Source organism: Pontibacter litorisediminis, assembly GCF_029360645.1.
GTDB lineage: Bacteria > Bacteroidota > Bacteroidia > Cytophagales > Hymenobacteraceae > Pontibacter > Pontibacter litorisediminis.
This window is the reverse complement of record NZ_JARDUA010000002.1, coordinates 370954-391357: the sequence shown is the minus strand read 5'-3', so window position 1 is coordinate 391357 and position 20404 is coordinate 370954. Positions and strand designations below refer to the sequence as shown.

Annotated in this window: 12 protein-coding genes; 1 reads left to right on the top strand and 11 read right to left on the bottom strand. The window is 54.5% G+C overall.

The window, feature by feature from the left end; translation table 11 throughout:
* Positions 1-14: 14 nt before the first annotated feature.
* Both PXG97_RS07940 and PXG97_RS07935 read right to left on the bottom strand, forming a co-directional pair.
* Positions 15-1379 carry a TolC family protein gene (locus PXG97_RS07940; protein ID WP_276497217.1) on the bottom strand — a complete coding sequence of 455 codons (1365 nt, stop codon included), beginning with the start codon at positions 1377-1379 and terminating at the stop codon, positions 15-17.
* An 85-nt stretch (positions 1380-1464) separates the two neighbouring features.
* Positions 1465-1926, bottom strand: a complete 462-nt coding sequence (locus tag PXG97_RS07935; protein WP_276497216.1) for a GbsR/MarR family transcriptional regulator — start codon at positions 1924-1926, stop codon at positions 1465-1467.
* Between the two features lie 282 nt (positions 1927-2208).
* On the opposite strand from PXG97_RS07935, the gene glgP reads away from it, so the two are divergent.
* Positions 2209-3864, top strand: a complete 1656-nt coding sequence (gene glgP / locus PXG97_RS07930; RefSeq protein WP_276497215.1) for an alpha-glucan family phosphorylase — start codon at positions 2209-2211, stop codon at positions 3862-3864.
* A 746-nt stretch (positions 3865-4610) separates the two neighbouring features.
* Here glgP and PXG97_RS07925 read toward each other — a convergent pair.
* From PXG97_RS07925 to PXG97_RS07885, 9 genes are all read right to left on the bottom strand, one after another.
* A complete protein-coding gene (locus PXG97_RS07925) occupies positions 4611-6071 on the bottom strand; it encodes an aminoacyl-histidine dipeptidase (protein ID WP_276497214.1) in 1461 nt (486 codons plus the stop codon).
* A 98-nt stretch (positions 6072-6169) separates the two neighbouring features.
* A complete protein-coding gene (locus PXG97_RS07920; RefSeq protein ID WP_276497213.1) occupies positions 6170-7228 on the bottom strand; it encodes a ferredoxin--NADP reductase in 1059 nt (352 codons plus the stop codon).
* Between the two features lie 710 nt (positions 7229-7938).
* The gene (locus PXG97_RS07915) at positions 7939-10380 is read right to left on the bottom strand and encodes a TonB-dependent receptor (RefSeq protein ID WP_276497212.1); all 2442 of its coding nucleotides are present in this window, start codon (positions 10378-10380) and stop codon (positions 7939-7941) included.
* A 928-nt stretch (positions 10381-11308) separates the two neighbouring features.
* Complete coding sequence (locus PXG97_RS07910; RefSeq protein ID WP_276497211.1) at positions 11309-11950, bottom strand: DUF3347 domain-containing protein; 642 nt, start codon at positions 11948-11950, stop codon at positions 11309-11311.
* A gap of 99 nt (positions 11951-12049) precedes the next feature.
* Positions 12050-12505, bottom strand: a complete 456-nt coding sequence (locus tag PXG97_RS07905) for a hypothetical protein (protein WP_276497210.1) — start codon at positions 12503-12505, stop codon at positions 12050-12052.
* A gap of 154 nt (positions 12506-12659) precedes the next feature.
* Entirely contained in the window at positions 12660-14429 is a 1770-nt protein-coding gene (locus PXG97_RS07900; protein WP_276497209.1) for an efflux RND transporter periplasmic adaptor subunit, read from the bottom strand.
* Between the two features lie 141 nt (positions 14430-14570).
* Positions 14571-15989: a TolC family protein gene (locus PXG97_RS07895; RefSeq protein WP_276497208.1), complete on the bottom strand. Its 1419-nt coding sequence runs from the start codon at positions 15987-15989 to the stop codon at positions 14571-14573.
* The gene (locus PXG97_RS07890; protein ID WP_276497207.1) at positions 15986-19747 is read right to left on the bottom strand and encodes an efflux RND transporter permease subunit; all 3762 of its coding nucleotides are present in this window, start codon (positions 19745-19747) and stop codon (positions 15986-15988) included. Before PXG97_RS07890 ends, PXG97_RS07895 begins: the two co-directional genes overlap by 4 nt.
* A gap of 97 nt (positions 19748-19844) precedes the next feature.
* Complete coding sequence (locus PXG97_RS07885; RefSeq protein WP_276497206.1) at positions 19845-20282, bottom strand: HYC_CC_PP family protein; 438 nt, start codon at positions 20280-20282, stop codon at positions 19845-19847.
* Between the last annotated feature and the right edge of the window lie 122 nt (positions 20283-20404).

The window sequence follows — 20404 nt, the reverse complement described above, 5'->3', positions numbered from 1 at the left end:
ATTTAGTGTATATCTTATTTTGTAAGTGTTTCGAGGTTTCCTTTGGCCTTCAGGTAGCTAAGCTGCGCTATCTGGAACTTCAGCTTCTCGTTGTTCAAATTGGTCATGGCCTCGCGTAGGGCTGTCTCTGCGTTCAGCAGGTCGCTGAGCGGTGCCAGGGCCTCCTTGTACAGCTGGTTGGTGGTGTCGTACACCTCCTGGGCCAGCTTCACGTTCTCCTCCTGGGCGTTTATGTTGTTCTGGCTGTTGGCCAGCTGGCTCAGGGCATTGCTCACCTCTACCTGTGTGTTCTTGTTGTATTGCTGGATATCCAGGTCCAGTTTCTTCATCTCTACCTGGTGCTGCTGTACCTGTGCCTTCTTGCGCAGGCCGTCAAACACCGGGATGTTCAGCTGCAGGCCTACCTGTGAGTTCGGAGACCACATGGCGTCCGGGTTCCCAACCATCTGGCCATCGTACTGCGACTGGTAGTTGTAATTGCCAAAGGCGGCAAGCGACGGGTAGTACCCTGCTCTGATGTTCTCAATCTGGAGCGCCGTAAGCTCTTTCTGCTTGTTGAGGGCCTTGAACTGAGCACGCTCTGTGGCTGCCTCGGCGGTGCCCGCTAGCGTTGGCTGCTGGTCCAGTAGCACATCTTCTGCAGTGCCCTGCAAGGCAATCTGCTCCTCAAGCGGCATTCCCATAAAGAACTTCAGCACGTTCAGCTGCTGGGCGTAAGCCGCCTCCAGGTTCTGTTTCTGGTTCTCCAGGTTGATTTTGTTAACCTTTATGCGGTTAACATCCACCTTCTTAACCAGGTCGTTCTTATACTGCAGGGTCAGGATCTTTTCCAGCTGGTTTAACCTGTCTAGGTTGGCGTTGATGCTGTTAAACTGCTCCTCCGTTTGTAGCACCTGGTAAAAGGCGCTGCCCACGTTGTAGATCACGTCTTCGGCAGCCATTTCCTTGCGGATGCGGTACATGTCCTCTGCCGTCTTGGCTGCTTTCAGGCCCACAAAGTAGGACTTGCTGAACAGCAGCTGCGAAACCGAAATACCGGCCTGCACCGTGTTGTCCGTACCCATGGGCTTGATAAGCGGGCCTGTGCCCTCCGGGTTAAAGTCGGCTGGCAAAGCGATCATGGTCTTTTCCAGCGTTCTTACGGCCGAGCCTTTTATGTCCACCTGGGGCAATCCGGCGCTACGGGCCTCGTTGATTTGGTACTGGGCGCTAAGTTCATCGTAGGAAGCCTTCTGGATGTTCTCGTTATGCTCCAGCGCATACTTTATACTTTCCTGCAGCGTCAGCTCCTGCACCTGGCCGCCGGTGGCTGGCTCCTGGGCAAAGGCTGGCGTCATGGAGAGCGCCATCAGTCCGACTATAAAATATTTCTTTATCACGGTGTTGTGTTGTTATGAATTATTTGTTATGTTATAATTAGTTATAGTTAGTTCTGTATAAAGAGAACTAAAAAGGGCAAAAAAATTACCTCTTCTGCTGCTCCCACTGCGACAGCAGTTTAGGAAGCTCCTGGTGCAGGTATTTCAGGAAGTCGGCCACCTCCAGCAGGTGCTGGTTATACTCTTTCGTCTCTTTTGTGCGCTCGGCTACTACCTCGTGCAGCGTCTCGGAAAAGTCGGTGATGGATTCTACTCCCTGCAGCACCAAGTCGCGCCATTTATCCAGTTTCAGGCGGAAATAGCGCTTGCGATCGCCGCTGTAGGTAATGTACTCCAGGCGGTTGAGGTGCTGCAGCATGCTCAGGGCATTGCTGGTGGCACTCTTGCTGATACTCAGGGCCTCACGGATCTCGTCAAACGTAAGCTCCGGCTTGTCAGACACGTAAAGCAGGCCCATGATGCGGCCGGCCGCCGGCTGCATCCCGGATTTCTCCATGAAAACGCCGATACGCTCTATTAATGCCCGCTGCTTGTCTGTTAGGTTCATGTTTTTATACTTTGTTCTCGTGTGTCTAGGATAAGAACAATACAAAGGTATAAGATGGTTCTTTTGGTTCCTAATTTTGAGAACTAAATTTATTGAATAAACACAGGTGCTGTTAAAATAGGTCGCTTAGAGCGCTCCTGTACAGGTATATCTGAGGGTTCCTATCTACAAATATGAAACTTGCGTACCTGGTTTAGGTATACCATTAATTCCGGTTTTATCGTTTTAGGCCGGGGTTATCCGAAGAAAAGATTTTTCTAAAGTATAAATTATTGGCTCAACATGGCTTCACAATACAACAGATGGTATCATCCCTACGAGATTGACGAACAGTATAAAAAGCGTGTGGCGTACTTCTGCATGGAGTTTGGCATCGCTCAGGCCCTGAAAGTATACTCCGGTGGCTTAGGCTTTCTGGCGGGTTCGCACATGCGCAGCGCCTATGAACTGCGGCAGAACATGGTCGGTATCGGCATGCTGTGGAAGTATGGCTATTATGACCAGGAGCGCAACGAGGACCAGACCATGCGTCCTCACTTCCAGCAGAAGTTCTACTCTTTTCTGGAGGACTCAGGTATAACCGTTCGGGTGCTGGTAAACGAGCATCCGGTGCTGGTGAAGGCCATGGTTCTGAGGCCGGAAGTGTTCGGCACGGTGCCCATGTACTTCCTTACCACCGACATCCCCGACAACGACCACCTGGCCCGCACCATCACGCACCGCCTTTACGATCCGGAGCCGCAGGCGCGTATTGCCCAAAGCATTGTGCTGGGAGTTGGCGGTGCCAAAGTGGTGGAGGCCCTGGGCGGGGCTGAGATTTACCACATGAACGAGGGCCACGCCCTGCCGCTGGCCTTTAAGCTGTTCGAGGATTTCGGCAAGCTGGATGAGGTGCGGAAGCGCCTGGTATTTACCACCCACACCCCGGAAAAGGCCGGAAACGAGCAACACGACATTTTCCTACTGCACCGCATGAGCTTCTTTAACGGGCTTCCGCTGGAGGAGGTGCGGGAGATCACCGCCATGCACGGGCAGCTGTTCGACCACACCTTGGCGGCACTGCGGCTGGCAAAGGTGGCCAACGGGGTATCGCAGCTGCACGGCGAGGTGGCCCGCGACATGTGGTATGAGAACGAAGGGGTATGCGAGATAAAGGCGATCACCAACGCGCAGAACTTTAACTTTTGGGCTGATCCGGAGCTGTGGCAGGCGCAGGAGCGCAATGATGACGCGGCGCTGCGCAGGCGCAAGGGAGAGCTGAAACAGCAACTGTTCAAGACAGTGGCAGACCAGGCCGGCAAACTGTTCCGCCCCGACGTGCTGACCATTGTCTGGGCCCGCCGTTTTGCCGCCTATAAGCGCGCCGACCTGATCGTGCGAGACATCAACCGCTTTATAGACCTGGTTTCGAACGAGGAAATGCCGGTGCAGGTCATCTGGGCAGGAAAACCTTACCCTTTTGATTATGGGGCAATCAATGTATTCAACAAACTGGTGAAGATCTCGCAGCAGCTAAGCAATATGGCCGTGCTGACAGGCTATGAGATAGAACTGTCGCGGCAGTTGAAGCAGGGGTGTGATATCTGGCTGAACACACCACGCCGCCCACGCGAGGCCTCAGGTACCAGTGGCATGACAGCGGCCATGAACGGCGGGGTGAACGTGTCGGTGCAGGACGGTTGGCTGCCGGAGTACGCGCGCCACGGCGAGAACAGCTTCGTACTGCCTGTTGCGGATGTAAGCCAGCCCAACGAGGCGCAGGACGATGAGGACTACAACAACCTGATGCGCCTGCTGGAGAAGGACATCATCCCGGTTTACTACCATAATCAGGAGCGCTGGCAGCACATCATGAAGCAAAGCATGCGTAACGTGGTGCCGCAATTTGAGTCGAACCGCATGGCGCACCAGTATTATGAGGAGCTGTTTAATACGTGATGGTTTGTGAGATGTGAGAGATACAGATTGGAAGTATAAGCCTTCTACTGGTAGCTTATGCCAGCAGAAGGCTTTTTTCTTTGTGGCGCAAGTCATCTGCTGGCGCGAGCTTGCAGCTCGTGTCATTTTATACTTGCCGGTTTATACTTATCTGGCGCAAGCGTCCGCTTGTGCCTTTATTAGCCGCTGCTTTCCGCAACTTAAACCAAGCCATCCTTACTAGCTGCCGTTCATCCTCTAGACTCACATACCTATCGTTTCATTTCATACTTTGGCTCCCTCAAGGCCGGGAGGCCTCGTTTTCCTGTTCGGCGCTGGGAGCTTTTCCTGCCCTCGTGCCTCGGGCTGCCTCGCTATCGCTCGTCACCGGAAAAACTCGCATAGGCGCCTCACAGAAAAACTGGGTTCAGATTCGATAGTCGCTGCCTTATAGTTAGAACAAAGTCTCTCTCTAAAGGGGTAGGGGGATGTAATCGTCTGCAGGTAATGGGGGGTAGGGGTGAGTTTATACTTCTACTGATATGAACTGAGGCTATAGAATTTATATTTTGACAAAAGCAGTTACAGAGTTCCCCTCCTTGGACAAGGAGGGGCCAGGGGTGGTTGGGCCCGGTACAGCAAACATCGCTATCAAAAAAGAGCCGCCCCAAACTTTGGGCGGCTCTCCTGTTTATACTTAGTTAAAAGAGAATGTCAGAAGAGGCACGTATACTTCACCCCAACAACTAACAACTAAACACAGATAACTATCTTACCGGAATACCCTGCAGCGTCTCGAGCAGGTAATCCCAGTACTTCTGTACCGAGCTGATCTGTACTTTCTCGTCAGGGGAGTGGGCGCCGCGGATGTTCGGGCCGAAAGAAATCATCTCCATGCGAGGGTAGTTAGCACCGATGATGCCGCACTCCAATCCGGCGTGGCAGGCGTTTACATCCGGCTCACTGTTGAACTTGCTGCGGTACAGGTCGCTCATTAATTTAATGATAGAAGCATCCGGGTTAGGGGTCCAGCCAGGGTAAGAACCACTCAGCGTTACCTCAGCACCCGCCAGTTCCAGCGCAGACTGTATGGCTGCTGCCAGGTCATCTTTCTCCGTATCCACGGCGCTGCGGGTCAGGCACAGGACTTTGTAGGTGCCGTCTTTGAGCTCCACACGCGCCACGTTATTCGAGGTCTGCACCAGCCCCTGAATTTCAGGACTCATGCGGTAAATGCCGTTTGGCGTGGCGTAAATGGCGCGTAGGAAAGTCGACGAGAATGCCACGGTGGCAACCTGAGCAGGTGCTTCCTTTGCTTCTACCTGCACTTGCAGGTTCGGGTCGGTGGTTCTATACTCCTGGGCAAGTATGGCGTGCTGATCGGCCATGTATTTCTCAAATGCGGTTTTATCGCCCTCAGCTATGGCAATTACAGCGGTTGATTCCCTCGGGATGGCATTGCGCAGACCGCCACCGTCTATACTTCCGATGCGCACATCAAACTGTTTGGCCGCGTGGTGCAGCAGGCGGTTCATGAGTTTGTTGGCATTGGCACGACCCAGGATGATATCCATACCCGAATGACCGCCGGTCAGCCCTTTTACCGTGAGTTTGTAACTCGCCATACCGGCCGGTGTCGCCTCCTGCTCATACGTTCCGGTAGCCGTTACGTCCACGCCGCCGGCACAGCCTATGGTCAGTTCGCGGTCATCCTCGGTATCCAGGTTTAAAAGTATACTGGCGTCTAGCAAACCTCCTTTCAGACCCAACGCGCCGGTCATGCCGGTTTCCTCATCAATGGTAAAAAGCGCCTCGATGGCCGGGTGCGGGATGTCTTTTGAAGCAAGTATGGCCATGATGGTAGCCACGCCGATGCCATTGTCAGCTCCCAGGGTGGTGCCGCGGGCTTTTACCCAATCGCCGTCCACGTACATGTCGATGCCTTGCGTGTCGAAGTTGAACGCAGTGTCGTTGTTTTTCTGGTGCACCATGTCCAGGTGGCTTTGCATGGCCACGGTCTGGCGGTTTTCCATGCCCGGGGTGGCGGGCTTTTTAATGATGACGTTGCCCACCTCATCCTTGATCGTTTCCAGGTCAAGTCTGTGGCCGAAATCAAGTATAAACTGTATCACGCGTTCTTCTTTTTTAGAGGGACGCGGCACAGCGTTTAAGTCAGCAAAGTTTTCCCAGAGCGCCTTTGGCTCCAGGCTGCGTACTTCAGAGCTCATAGTATAGATCGTTTAAAATTCCATCGTGTTGAAGCGGCAACTACCGCCGGGGCTAAAGTTACGGGTTTCGGTCGGAAAAACAGGGGAGAAGCGCTTTCTTATACCTTCAACTCCAACCGGGCGGGGCCGCCCACAGGGTAGCCCACACAGGTGAGCACCAGCCCCTGGTGCAGGTCGCGCTCGGTGAGCACTTCGTTGTACGACATCCATATCTTGCCCTCGGTGCAGCGGGCGGTGCAGTTGCCGCACTTACCGGCCTCGCAGCTGAAGGGCAGGTTCAGGCCTGCCTTGCGCGCCGCCCGAAGGATGGTATCAGGGTACTCCACCGTTAGGTTGTACGCCTGGTCTTTGAAATGAAGTGTCACCTCATGCGGATCAGTGTCAGGGGGCATTTGTTTGACGGCCACCTTGGTGGTGTCGAAGTTCTCGCGGCGGATGTTTTCATGCGGTACGCCTTGCTGCGTGAGGGCCCAAAAGCACATGCGCATGTAGCCCAGAGGGCCGCAGACGTAAAACAGCACCTGGTCCAGCGGCGCTTCGGTATACTGCCGTACCAATTGCTGCAATAAGTCTTTGTAGAGCCTGGCCTGCGCAAGGTCGGGGGAGTTGCTGAACAGGAACTGGAGTGTAAAGCGCTCGGGGAACGCCGCTGCCAGCTGCTCTAATTCCTCTTTGTAAATGGCCTTCTCAGGATTGCTGTTGCTGTAAATGAGCGTAACGGCCACATCGGGCAAAGTATAAAGTATGGTTTTAAGCAGCGAGAGCTCCGGGGTGATGCCGCTTCCGGCAGCTAGCAGAAACACCTGCCGGTAGTCGTGCATGTTCTCGGGAAGTATAAATATGCCCGCAGCCCCGGCAGCGAACAGTTGATCGCCCACCTGCACGTCGTCTACCAACCGGCGGGAGAAAAACCCATTCGAAATGCGCTTCACGCCGATACTTAGCGGCTCGTCAAGGGCGGGGGAGGAGGTGAAGGAGTAGGAACGGCGGATGTCCTCGTCTTTATCCGTATGCACCAGTGTGAGGTATTGCCCGGCTTTGTACGGCAGGGGTTGATCCGGCACTAGTGTAAAGGTCTTAAAGTCCGGCAGTTCCTCCCGAATGCCGGTCACGGTCAGGGTATAGTGGTCGGTGGGTAAAGTATGGTTAGCCTTCATGCGGTTGCTTACGCTAAAGTATGGATGTACGGTGCAGAAGTATAAGATAGTGTCTTTCTTTTAAGAACAGCTTGTGTCGGTGTCTGGTTATTTTGAAGGGTGCTTAAAAGCTTTTTATACTTCGGCTATACTTTTATACTTCTCTGGCGCAAGCGTTCGCTTGTGCCTCTCTTAGCCGCGGTTTCCTGCAACCTGATGTAAGCTATCCTTACTAGCTACTGATTTCCTCAGTCTTAAATACGGCTCTTTTCATAGCAAGCTTTGGCTCTCTCAAGCCCGAGAGGGCTCGTCCTCGGGCATCGCGCTGTGTTCCCTCCTGCGCCAGGGCGCTGCCGCTCACGCGGCACCGGATCTCACAAGGCGCTCAACCCAAAGACTGGGATTGACACTTCTTAGCTAAAACCTTTGCTACTGGAAAGAAAAAGCGTAAAGTTAGTAGTACAAGAAGTGTCCCCTGGAGGGGACTACAGGGGTGTAATCGTCTGCAGATAATTCCCCTCTTGGGAGGGGCTAAGGGTGGGTTTATACTTTGGGGACTAAGTCGTGAATACCGGCAGCAATGTAACGTATTCTTCCGCCGAAGCAGCTACAGAGCTCCCCTCCTTAGCCAAGGAGGGGAAGGGGTGGTTAGACCCGGTACTACAAACCACCCACACGAAAAAGGCCTGCTACAGGTGCGGCAGGCCTTTTAACATTACACAAAATAGAGCTTAATTTCCTCCTGTGCGGTTGAGTTCGTCCAGGTTCACGTTCCGTTTTTTCGATACAACCTCGGAGCCTTTGCTGAAGCGGTAGCGCAGGTTAACCCGGAAAGAGCGGTTGCCCCAGTATTGCTCAATGGCGTTCACGTTGCCGTTCAGCTTGGTGTCTACCTTCATCACGCGGCTTTTGAAGATGTCGGTCACGTTCATGCTCAGGGTCAGGCGGTCGTCCAGGAAGCTGCGCTTCAGGCCGGCGTCCACCCACCACTGCGGTTCCACCCTGTAAAGGCCATAGGCTGCCGCTCCCTGGTAGCTGCCGCCCAACTCCAGGCGGATGTCTTTAGGCAGCAGGATGTTGTTGGTGGTTTGGGCAATGGCTGTTACCTGATCGTTCACCACCATGTTGCCGTTGTTGAAGTTGGTGAACTCCTGGTACATCACGATCACGTTGTTGCTGATATCCCAGTTGTTGGAGATTTTGATAGGGGCCACCAGCGTAGCGCGGGCACTCTTCATGTCGCGCACATTCTGCTGCTGGAAAACCGTGGTGTTGTCCTCCGGGTTCTGGTTCGGAATCTCGGCCATGAAATCCTTGGTCACGGCATAGCCCAGGATCAGGTTGTAGGTCTGCTTCAGGGTGTGCGTCATCTCGAAGGAGTTGGTATACTGCGGCTTTAGCTGTGGGTTGCCCTGCGCCCAGGTATAAGGGTCCAGGTAGAAGATGAAGGGGTTTAGCGCCTGGTAATTGGGTCTGTTAATGCGGCGGCTATACTTGTAGCCGATTTGGTAGTTGTCGCTCAGCTTCTGCTGCAGAAACACGCTCGGGAACAGGTCCAGGTAATCGCGGTCAATCTTTCCTTCCGCCTTGTCCAAAGATTCGCCTTCGGCAAAAGTCTGCTCCGCCCGCAGGCCCGCCTGCAGGGTCCATTTTTCGCCCAGCGTGGCATTCAGATTCGCATAGGCTGCCAGAATGTTTTCCTTGTACACGAAGTGGTTGCTGCGTTGTGGGTCGAGTATTCTTCTGCCGTCGTTGGTTTCGTAAAAGCGAAGCTCGTTATCCGACACCACATGGCTAGCCTTGGCACCCAGTTCCAGCTTCGTCTGTTTGTTTAGCTGTTTAGTAAAGTCTGCTTTAGCCGAGTAAATGTCGTAGCCTGTTGGATTTTCGCTCAGCAGCAGCTCGTGTTCTGTCGGCGCATTGCTGTTCAGGAACTCTTTGCGGTTGATGAACTTGAAGTCATCGTCGCTGGTGATGTGCACGTAGTCTAGGTCGGCCGAGAGGGTCGTGCCCGTGGTATCGAGCTTGCCCACGTAATGCAAGTTAAAAGTGCCGTTTCTATACTCGCCTTCTGACTTGTTGGTCGCATCGATAAAAAGTTTTTCGCCGGTGTTCACATCGTTCAGGTAAGAATCAGTCAGGAACCTGTTATCGCTGCTGCTGCCGATGATGTTGGCCATCACCCCGAGGCTGTGCCTGTCGTTGATATCGTAGTCGGTGCCGATGCGCAGCGAAGGCTCAAAGCGCTCGCTCTCCTCGCGCCCGGTCTGGTCGAAATTGCTGGTGCTGCCGTCTTTGTTGAGGAAGATGCGGCGCATTTCCATATCGCGGTAGCGCTGGCGGTTAGCCAAATCCAGGCTGCCGAAGGAGTTCCACTTGCCGCTTTTGTGGCTCACTTCTGCGCCGGAAGTATAGGTGCTCAGGTTGTTGTACTGGTAGCCGGCATAAACGCTGCCGCTCATGCCCATGTCAACTGCTTTTTTCAGGTTGATGTTGATGACTCCGGAGGCGCCCTCTGCCTCATACTTTGCCGAAGGGTTGGTGATAAGCTCAAGGTCTTTAATGTTCTCGGCGGTCATGCCCTGCAGCAGCGTCTGCAGTTCTTTGCCAGACAGGTAGCTGCGCTTGCCGTTGATCATGATCTGCACGCCGGCTTTGCCGTTGAGCTGGATGTTGCCGTCCTGGTCAATCCATACGCCGGGCGATTTGGAGAGCACCTCGTAGGCCGTGCTGCCGCTGGCCAGGGCTGTACCCTCCACGCTCACCACCATCTTGTCTGGCTCTGTGGTAACCGTAGGGCGCATGGCCTGCACCTGCACTTCCTTCAGTGTTTTTACATCCGGCTTTACCTGCAGCTTGCCAAAATCCTTGGAGAAGTTGGGGCCGGTCACCTCGAAGGTCGGCGTTTGCAGCTCCACATAACCTAGGCCACTTAACTTGAGCAGGTAGGTGCCTTTGGCGGGCGTCATGATCTGGAAGTTTCCGTCCATGTCGGCAATGGCGCCGGTAACCACTTTGGCGGAAGCAGCCTCTAGCACCGCCACGTTCACGAAGCCAACCGGCTGCTTCTGGTCGTCTATGACCTGGCCGGATAACATGCCCGCAGACTGCGCAAACGTGTGGCTGCTACAGAGGAAGAAGAGAAATGTGAGGTAAACGTAAAATCTTTTCATGGTTTTATTTTGTGTAGTGTTGATAAATGGATCGTGCTGTAAAATTAATCTATAGTACTTTGTATAGCAAGGTACTGTTGCTGTTTTTCTGTGCCTTTTAGACAAACAGGGATTTTTTATCTTCTAACACCAGCCACACCCAGGTAGGGGAGCTGATTATGTGCTAGTGCATTCCTCGCGAGGGACTTTGGGTAGAAAGATGTAGGAGCAAGTAGGAAGGTTGCCTCCACGTCAGAACTTTTTTAGGGGAAAAATAAAATTATACAGGCCGCTTTACACCCCTCTCCAACCTTCCCATATGAACAGGGGAGGGTACTGGTGCTGAAGTGTAAGTGCTGTAGCTGCTGTTTTAACACCCTTTTGGTCCCCTCAAGGGGAAAGTAGTAACAGCAGCGGCTATCGAATCTGATCCCAGCCTTTGGGTTGAGCGCCTTGTGAGATTCCGATGCCGCCTTGGCGGCATTGCGACCGAAGGGTAGCAAAGGAAGGGAACACAGCGCGATGCCCTTATCGGGGACACCTACCCCCAAGGCGAGGCATCCCGGCCTGGGATGGCAGAAAGTATACTCTGAAACTGTAGGATTGTGGGAATTAGAGGATCAGCGTCAGCTAGAAAAGATAGCTTGTGTCAAGTTGCAGGAAGCGGCTATGAAAATATAGAGGCACAAGCGGACGCTTGCGCCAGGGAAAGTATAAACTGGTAAGTATAAAAGTATAGCCAGAGTATAAGTATGGCTATTCGAGCCAGTTGGGTTACAAACCCAACACCATATAAAAGCACGAGTTGCAAACCCGCGCCAGCGGTAGAAAGGCTGTGGAGAAGTATAGAAAAAGGACATGGCCGGCAGATGGGAGTTGCAAAGGGCGCAAACAAAAAGCAGAGAACCCTTAGGAGCCCTCTGCTTTTTCTTGTGGTGTACTTTTATACCTAGTTCAGCACTTCCTCGGTGCTGCCGCACTTCAGCATCTTATCACCGAAGTAGGGGTTACGGATCTCCTCGTTAGAGCTCAGCCAGTAGGCGCCTTTATCATTCAAGGCCATTGGGCAGTGCTGGTAGTACAGCTTTTGGTCATTGGCATCAAATGCCTTGGCCATGGCATATACCGACTCAGAAAGCTGCTCCAGGTTCTCGCGCTGGGCATCGATGCTGGCAGCACCGGCAATAGCGGTGGCGTTGCTGATCACTTTTTCATTTTTCTCCTCTGCAAATGCCCTCTGCTCCGCGTCTACCAGGGCGGCAACAGGCATGGCTTTGGCAACCTGCAGCACCTCGTTCGCTGCGGCTTTGGCTGCCTCGGCGTCAGAGGCTACCAACGCATCCTTCAGCTTCAGGTACTCACCCACCAGTTGCGACACCTGTGTTTTTACAGGCTCAGCCACAGAGGCGTAGTCCGGTGTTTCCACCACCTGGTTCGCTGTGCTGGCGCTTTCCGTATCGCCGTGTTCCGCTCCGTCATGGTTATGTCCTTCGTGCTCTGATGTTGCTTCTGCGTTCTCTGTGCTGCTCTCCGAGCAGGAGGTAAAGGTAAAAGCGGCCAGCACGGCTGCTGCGAAAAGTGTCTTTCTCATGGTTGATTCTTTGGTTGTTCGAAAGTATAAAGTTAATTAATCATTTGTCATAGAGTAGCCTGGCATGGCTAAACCTTGCTAAACGGAAGGCTGTGCCGTCTACTGCGCAAACTTGCGGAAGTTATCCTCGGATGCAAAGTATAATACCTCTCCGTGAGTGGCATCCGGCTTCAGGGCGATGAAAGCCTGTGATTTGTCCACCTCCTCGCCCGTTACCGGGTCTTTGGCGTAGCGCACTTCCCGCTGGTTTTTTATGGTGTTCACACACATTTCGCAGCAGCCGTAGTACATTTTATCCTCAAATGCCACCGGAAACTGCTCTTTGCCCATAAAGGCGTTGTTGACCATGCAAACCAGATCCTTTGGCAGGCCTTCCTCGGTCATCAAGTCAGCTGGTGACGCCTGTGGCTGTGGTTGCATGCTGGCCATATGGGCCTGGTGGTTAACTGGAGCCTCGGAGGCTGCGGTAGCCTGCGTTTCCGGTGCTTTCTCAGAAGAGCAGGAGGCCAGCACTACAGCTGCCAGCGCTGCGCTGTAAAACAAGTTCTTTCTCATGTATTCAGGTAAAGTTAAGTCGTTATCTGTTCTAATAGAACGATTCCTAAAGCTAGTATAAGAGCTATGTAAAGAAGCCATCTGAGCCAGGGCTTTTGGTTAGTTTTAGGGTTTTCGTTTCCGGTTCTGCAACAATCTTTCATGGGTTAATAGTTTAATGGGCATGGCTTTGCACCGGTGCAGGTTTGTCTGCTGCAGGCGCTCCTGTGCCCTGTCTGTAGGTCTGCTCGGTCTCTCCGCAAGTCATCATGGCCTCGCCGAAGTATGGGTTCCTAATCTCCTTCTGCTCGCTCAGCCAGTAGGCCCCCTGGTCGTTAGAGGCCATCGGACACTTCTGCTTGTACACGATTTCTTTGTTCGTGCCGAAGGTTTCCACCACCTCAATCAGGTGGTCGGAGAGTGGAGAGAACACCTCGCGCTGCTTCTCAATAGCGGTGCTCTTCTGTATGGCCGAGGCGTTGGTCTGCAGTGCTGGCATCAGCTGCATCCATTTGGCGTGGGTACTGCCATCCAACAGGCCCATGTCTACTTTGTTCAATGCCTGGTTGAACTTGCCGGCCGCCTGGCGGGCGGCGTCCGCATCAGAGGCCACAAGGGCGTTCTTTAACGTATAGTAGGTGTCCACCAGCGCCGTCACCTGCTGCTGAAACGCCTCCGGCACCTCCATCTGCTTGTTGGCCGGAGCCGACATCATACTATAGTTGCCACTTAGTTGTGCTGCCCCGTCCACGGCAAACACGCCGTTGGTTACCACCTGCTCACCCTCACTCAGGCCCGCTTCCACCAGGTACATCTCACCCAGGCGCGGGCCCAGCGTTACCTCGCGCATCTCAAAGGCAGGCGCCTCACGGTCGTTCACCTTCACGTAAACCACAGAGCGTTTTCCTGTCCAGAGCACGGCGGTTCTTGGCACAGCCAGCGCGTTTTCTTTGGCCGTTGTTTTCGAGGATGTTTTAATGCGGGCGTTGGCAAACATGCCCGGCTTCAGTTGGTTGCCAGGGTTGGTTACTTCAGCGCGTACCTGCACCGCACGGGTGGCGGCGTCCAGCACGGGCGTTACAAATTGCACCTTGGCCGTGAACTCCTTGCCCGGGATACCCGGTACTGTGAAGTTTACAGTAGCTCCTTCCTTTACCCACGAAAGATCGCTTTCGTAGGCATCCAGCACCACCCACACCGACGACAGGTTGGCTACCTCAAACAACACGGAGCCGGTGCTCACATAATCGCCCACGGCCACCAGGCGCTCGGTTACCACGCCAGCGGCATCCGAATAAATGTCGAAGTTAGTCAGCAGCTTGTTAGTGTTCTCAATGCGTTGGATCTGGCTATTGGAGATGTTCCACAGCCTTAGTTTGGTTTTGGCAGCCTCATACAGCTCCGGCATAATGTCTTTGGATTTGGCCGCCTCCTGCAGCTCGCGCTGCGCCGTCAGCAGTTCGGGCGAGTAGATGGAGGCAAGGCGCTCGCCTTTGCGTACTTCCTGGCCCGTAAAATTCACGTACAGCTTTTCGATGCGGCCCGGGAACTTGGCGGTGATGGAAGACACCTGCTGCTCGTTTAGCTGCACGGTGCCTGAGAGCAGCAACTCGTTTTCCGGATTAATCGACTGCACCGGTGAGGTCTGAATGTTGGACAGCGCGACAGCCTCCGGCGTCATCTCCAGCACATAGGGGCTTGGCTCGCCTGAGCCACCGGCGGCCGCCACGGGTATCAGGTCCATGCCGCAGATAGGGCACTTCCCCGGCTCGTTCTGGCGGATCTGCGGGTGCATGGAGCAAGTATATTCTGTGACACCTGCTGTCTCTCCTGCATGGTCATGCACCTCTTCGGAAGATCGTCCTCCAAAGATCAGCCAGCCCAGCAGCAGGCCTCCTAAGGCTATCAGCAGGTATGTTGCGATTTGTTTATTTCTTGGTTTCATCTGTTTATCTGATAGATAAAATTTTCTGTTCTAAATTTGGTGGTGCCTTGAGCGCTGTATACTATTCCTGGGCTTCTGGTCCGGTTGAGTCAGAGACTCAGCATTCCTCCAGGTCACGCAGCAGAAGATGCGCGCCAGTTATCAGCTGTCGCTGTTCATCATGCGGTTAATGGCAGACACAGCCGTATGCTGATCGGTGATTGCCTGCAGTTGCTGTTGCCTGTAGCCCAATATAGCCTGGCGCTGCCGCAGTATCTCCTCAATGCCTGCGCCCGCCACGCTGTAGTTGGTGGTCAGCAGCCGGATAGCCTGCTCATTCAGCCTGATCTGCTCCTCCAGTAGCTGCAGCGTGCTTGTGGCACGCTGGTAGTCGTATAAGAGACCGCTCAGTTCGGCAAAGAGCATGTTTTCTGCAGCTTCTCTGTTAGCCACGGCAGCTTCCTGCGCGTACTGTGCTTCTTTCTGGGCGGCTTTATACTTCTTGCGGTAGATCGGCAGGGTAAATGTTACCATGGGCATCACCATGTTTTCGCCACCCATCGGCATTTGCGTCATCTCATCGGTGCGCGGTTTAAACACCATGTAGTTCAGCCCCAGGCCCACCATCGGCCGGCCCATCAGCTTGGCCATCCGGTACTGTGCCTCACGCGCCTTCTCGTCCCACTCATACATCTTCAGCATGGGGTGGTTCAGGCGGATAGAGTCCTGGATAAGGGCCAGGGAGGCAGGTAAGGCAACAGGCGTTAAAGTGTCTGCCAGCTGCACCTCCAGGGTAAGGTCGCGGTTGAGCATGCTGTTAAAGGCAGCCTCTTTCGGTCTTTTGGAGTCGCGGAGCAGCTGCAGGCGGTTTTCCAGGTCCTTCACCTGCACCCGGATTAGGATCACATCCACCATGCTGCTACCAGAGGAGGCCATGCCGCCGCCGCCCATACTTCCTCCACCGGAGGAGGAGCTGGTGCTGCCAGTGGAGCCACCGCCCATACCTGCCATGCCGCCCGGGGTGCCACCCGAAGCAGCCGATGACGAGGTGCCTGTGCTTTGCCGTTGGGTGGCCGGGGCTCCAGATGTAGCCGCCGGTGCCGATTTATACTTGGCCAAAGCCACCCGCTCCAGCGCCTGCAGGATCTCCAGCTCCCGTTCCAGTAGCTTTACCTCTTCATCGATCTGGTAAAGGGTAAGCCAGGTGGAGCGCACGGTGTGGTAGAGGTTGATCTTTGCTTCTATAAAAGAGGCAAACTGCATCTGCGCCATGTAGTTGGCCTCTGTTTTGGCGGCATCCAATGAGCCGAACCACGGGAACATCTGCATCACCGAAACATCCCCCAGCTGCCTGCCCATGAACCTATCCATAGGTTTCAGGAAGAAGTTGAACGTTGCTTCCGGGTCGGGCAGAGCACCGGCCTGCGGCACTTTCTGCAGCGCGGCCTGATACTCGGCGTAGCGGGCCTTTAGCTGCGGGTTATTCTCGCCGGCCATCACCAGGTACTCCTCCAGGGTTTGCGCCTGCAGGTAGGGGCTGAGCGCCAGCAGTAGCAGTATACTTAGAATGATCTTTTTCATACCGTCTCCTCTTTAACTTTAGACTCTTCGCGCCAGCTGTAAAGCACCGGCACAATAAACAGGGTGATTAGGGCCACCACCATACCACCGAAGGTAGGAATGGCCATCGGGATCATGATATCAGAGCCGCGACCGGTGGAGGTGAGCACCGGCAGCAGGGCCAGCAGGGTAGTGGCCGTCGTCATCAGGCAGGGCCTGACGCGGCGCATACCGGCTTCCAGTACGGCCTTGCGTACCCCTTTCCTTGTATCCGGCTTAAACCTATCAAAGCTCTGCTTCAGGTATGTGCCCATCACCACGCCATCGTCGGTGGCAATGCCGAACAGGGCGATAAAGCCCACCCAAACGGCTACACTCAGGTTAAACGTGCGCATCTGGAAGAGGTCCCGCATGTTGGTGTCGCCGAACGAGAAGTTCAGGAACCAGTCCTGCCCGTAGAGCCACAGCATCATAAAACCACCTGAAAAAGCCATGGCAATGGAGGTGAAAATAAACAGCGTGGTAGATACGGAGCGGAACTGGAAGTACAGGATCAGGAAGATGATGAGCAAACTGAGCGGAATCACAATGGAAAGCCTCTTCTCGGCGCGCACCTGGTTCTCGTAGTTGCCCGAAAACTTATAGCTTACGCCAGCAGGCACCACCAGCTCGCCCGACTCAATCTTCTGGCTCAGGTAGCGCTGCGCATCCTCTACCACCGATACCTCGGCAAAGCCCTCCCGCTTATCGAGCAGCACATAGCCGGTCAGGAACGAGTTTTCGCCGCGGATCATCATCGGGCCGGGCCGGTAAACTACCTCGGCAATCTCCCCGAGGGGTACCTGCGCGCCTCCAGCCGTTGTAACCATAATGCGGTCTATGGCTTCCGGGCCGTTCCGGTACTCTCTGGCGTAGCGGGCACGGATGGAGTAGCGCTCACGCCCTTCCACGGTGGTGGTCAGGGCCATGCCGCCCATCGCCACCTCAATATACTCCTGCACATCCGTCACGTTCAGGCCATAGCGGGCCATGGCGCGGCGGTTCAGCTCTATCTCCATGTAAGGCTTGCCCAGCGAGCGGTCTGCGAAAACAGCCTCCGGCTTCACCGATGGCACCTCTTTCAGCAGGCGCTCCAGCTGCAGGCTGAAGTCCTCGATGGTTTGCAGGTCCGGGCCGTATACTTTCACACCCATGGGCGCACGCATGCCGGTCTGCAGCATCACAAGGCGTGTTTCGATGGGCTGCAGTTTGGGTGCCGAGGTTACACCCGGGATATTGGCCACCGCCACGATCTCATCCCAGATGTCGTCCGGGCTCTTGATGTGGTCGCGCCATTGGCGGTAATACTCCCCGTTTTTATCCTGAATCAGCTCACCTTTTGCATCGCGCACAAACTCCCCCTTGTCGTCTACTTTAAAGCGGATGCGCTGGCCGTTGACGTCTGTCTTATACTCTGATTTATACTGGATGATGTTCTCGTACATCGACATAGGGGCCGGGTCGAGGGCTGTTTCGGCGCGCCCGGCCTTGCCCACCACCATTTCCACTTCCGGAATGGCTGTGATAAGCATGTCCAGCTGCTGCACAATGCGTTTGTTGGCTTCCACGCCGGAGTGCGGCATGGAGGTCGGCATCAGCAGGAAAGCACCCTCGTCCAGTGAAGGCATGAACTCCTCACCCAAACCCGGAAACGTATGCACGAGCCCACTCCAAGCGGAAGTGGTACGGATGTTCCAGCCAACTTTGTCGATGCCGTTGGCGACCCAGCCAAATACCCCATTGAAGCCCAACCACACGTTTAGGCCGATCAGCATGATAAAGGCCGGGATAAGCAGGAACGTTCGCTTATGGTTGAGACACCACATCAGGATGCGAGGGTACGCACCGATGAACAATGCGAATAGTCCCAGCACCAGCCCAATAACAAGCAGGATGAACAGGAAGTTGACCAGCAGGCTCACTGAAGCGCCCAATGGCATCCACTGCGTGGCCAGTAGCCACGACACGGCCAATACTGCAATGCTTACCATTACAAGCGTGTTATACTTGCCGTAGCGCTCCGGCTGGTAATAAGTCAGCAGGTTATTGGCTGCCACCAGGATAAGCACCAGGCCAGCCAGCGGAAGTATAAACAGCGCCACCACACCCAGTACTAAAAGACCAATGTTCAGCAGCTTAGACCACGCTACATTTTTCGACTTCAGCCCCAGTATGGAATGGGCGAAAGCCGGCATGATGAGGATCGTGAAGATCAGCGAGGCCACCAGTGCGAAAGTTTTGGTGAAGGCCAGCGGACCGAACAGCTTGCCCTCGGCCGCCTCCAGCGTAAACACGGGCAAAAAGCTGACGATGGTGGTGGAAACAGCCGTGATGATGGCCGTGGCCACCTCAGTCGTGGCATTATATACTGTTTTTAGCAGCGATTGCCCGGGAGGGGCCTCGTCCAGGTGCCGCAGGATGTTTTCGTTCAGGATAATCCCCAGATCCACCATGGTACCAATGGCAATGGCAATACCCGACAGCGCCACGATGTTGGCATCCACGTTGAACTGCTTCATCATGATAAAGGTCATGAGCACGGCCAGCGGGAGCAGAGCAGATATCAGGAGCGAGGCGCGCAGGTTGTACACCATCACGATGATCACAATGATGGTAATCAGGATCTGCAGGATAATCGCCTCGTTGAGCGTGCCCAGCGTTTCGTTAATGAGTTGGGTGCGGTCATAGAAAGGCACCACAGTTACCTTGGAGGTGCGCCCATCGGCCAGCTTTTTGGAGGGCAAGCCGGCGGCAATCTCGTCCAGCTTCTCTTTTACGTTGTTGATCACGGCCAGCGGGTTATCGCCATAGCGGGCCACCACTACACCGCCCACCGCCTCGGCGCCGCTCTTGTCCAGTACACCCAGCATCGAGCGGTCGGCAGGGCCAATATTCACGCGGGCAATGTCGCGGATGCGGATCGGCACGTTAGACGTCACTTTCACCACGGCCTCTTCAATGTCCTCCAGGTCCTGCACATAGCCCAGGCCGCGCACCAGGTACTCTACCTGGTTTATCTCCACGGTGTTGGCGCCCACGTCCTGATTGCTGTTCTGCAGGGCCGTCATCACCTCCATCATCGAAACGTTGTTCGCCTTCATCGCCACTGGGTCCAGGTCTACCTGATACTCCTTAATATAACCGCCCACGGAGGCCACCTCGGCCACGCCCTCGGCGCCCGTCAGGGCATAGCGCACATAGAAGTCCTGTATGGTGCGCAGCTCGTGCAAATCCCAGCCACCGGCGGGGTTGCCATTCTCGTCGCGCCCCTCCAGCGTATACCAGTACACTTGCCCTAGCGCCGTGGCGTCCGGCCCAAGCTTAGGCGTTACCTCTTCTGGCAGTAGGTCGCTGGGCAGGGAGTTCAGCTTTTCAAGTATGCGGGAGCGGCTCCAGTAGTACTCGGTATCCTCGTCAAAAATGACGTAGATGCTGGAGAAACCAAACATGGAAGTGGAGCGGATCGTCTTCACGCCCGGCATCCCCAGTAAGGAGGTGGTAAGGGGATAGGTAATCTGGTCCTCCACGTCCTGCGGGGAGCGGCCCATCCACTCGGTAAAAATAATCTGCTGGTTCTCGCCAATATCCGGGATAGCGTCTACCGGAACCGGATCGCTTGGCAGGAAATCTACTTTATAGTTGAAGGGAGCCACTACAATGCCCCAGCCAACGATGAGCAGCAGGAGCAGGACTGTAACCAGTTTCTGCTCCAGAAAGAATTTGATGATGCTGTTTAACATGCTTTATTCGATTGAATGCAAGGAAGTAGGTCTGCCGAAAAGGCAGCACAAAGCTATACCAGCCCACAAAGGCGGGTATCATCGAAAAAAGCGGGATTTATAGCAGGAAAGACTGTACCAGCACCGGTATGTCGCGGGCCAGCGGGGGAGATTCGTAAAGCGCGTAGGTTGGCTTCAGGTCAGCCTCAGGGGCGAACCATTGCAGTATAACCGCCTTTACAGTAGCAATAAGTTTGATGTCCTGGAGCTTGCTTAGCGACAAAGGCTTGTCCTTAGCCGCCACATCCAGCCGCTCCACCTTTACCTGGTGGTCTGCACAGCAGGCTTTGTCATCAGTATCCGTGGGAGGGGTATGGCAGGCCGGGGCTTTCTCCACAGGCTTTTCCATATCCATCGGGCAATCGGCCTCGGCACCGAAGAAGGTAACATCGCGCAGCTCACCGCCACAAATATGCATGCCCACGGCCATACCCGTCGAGGAGACGAGCACCAGCAGCGTTAGGGTTAGCAATATGATCTGGCGGTATAGGTTCATCTGTTGGAATTATACTTACCACAAAGGTACAACCTGTGCGGCAAGCATGCTTACACAATTATCCGAATCTTTTACATCATTCCCAAACCTTCACGGCAGAAGCCAGGCAGCGGCCGATAAAC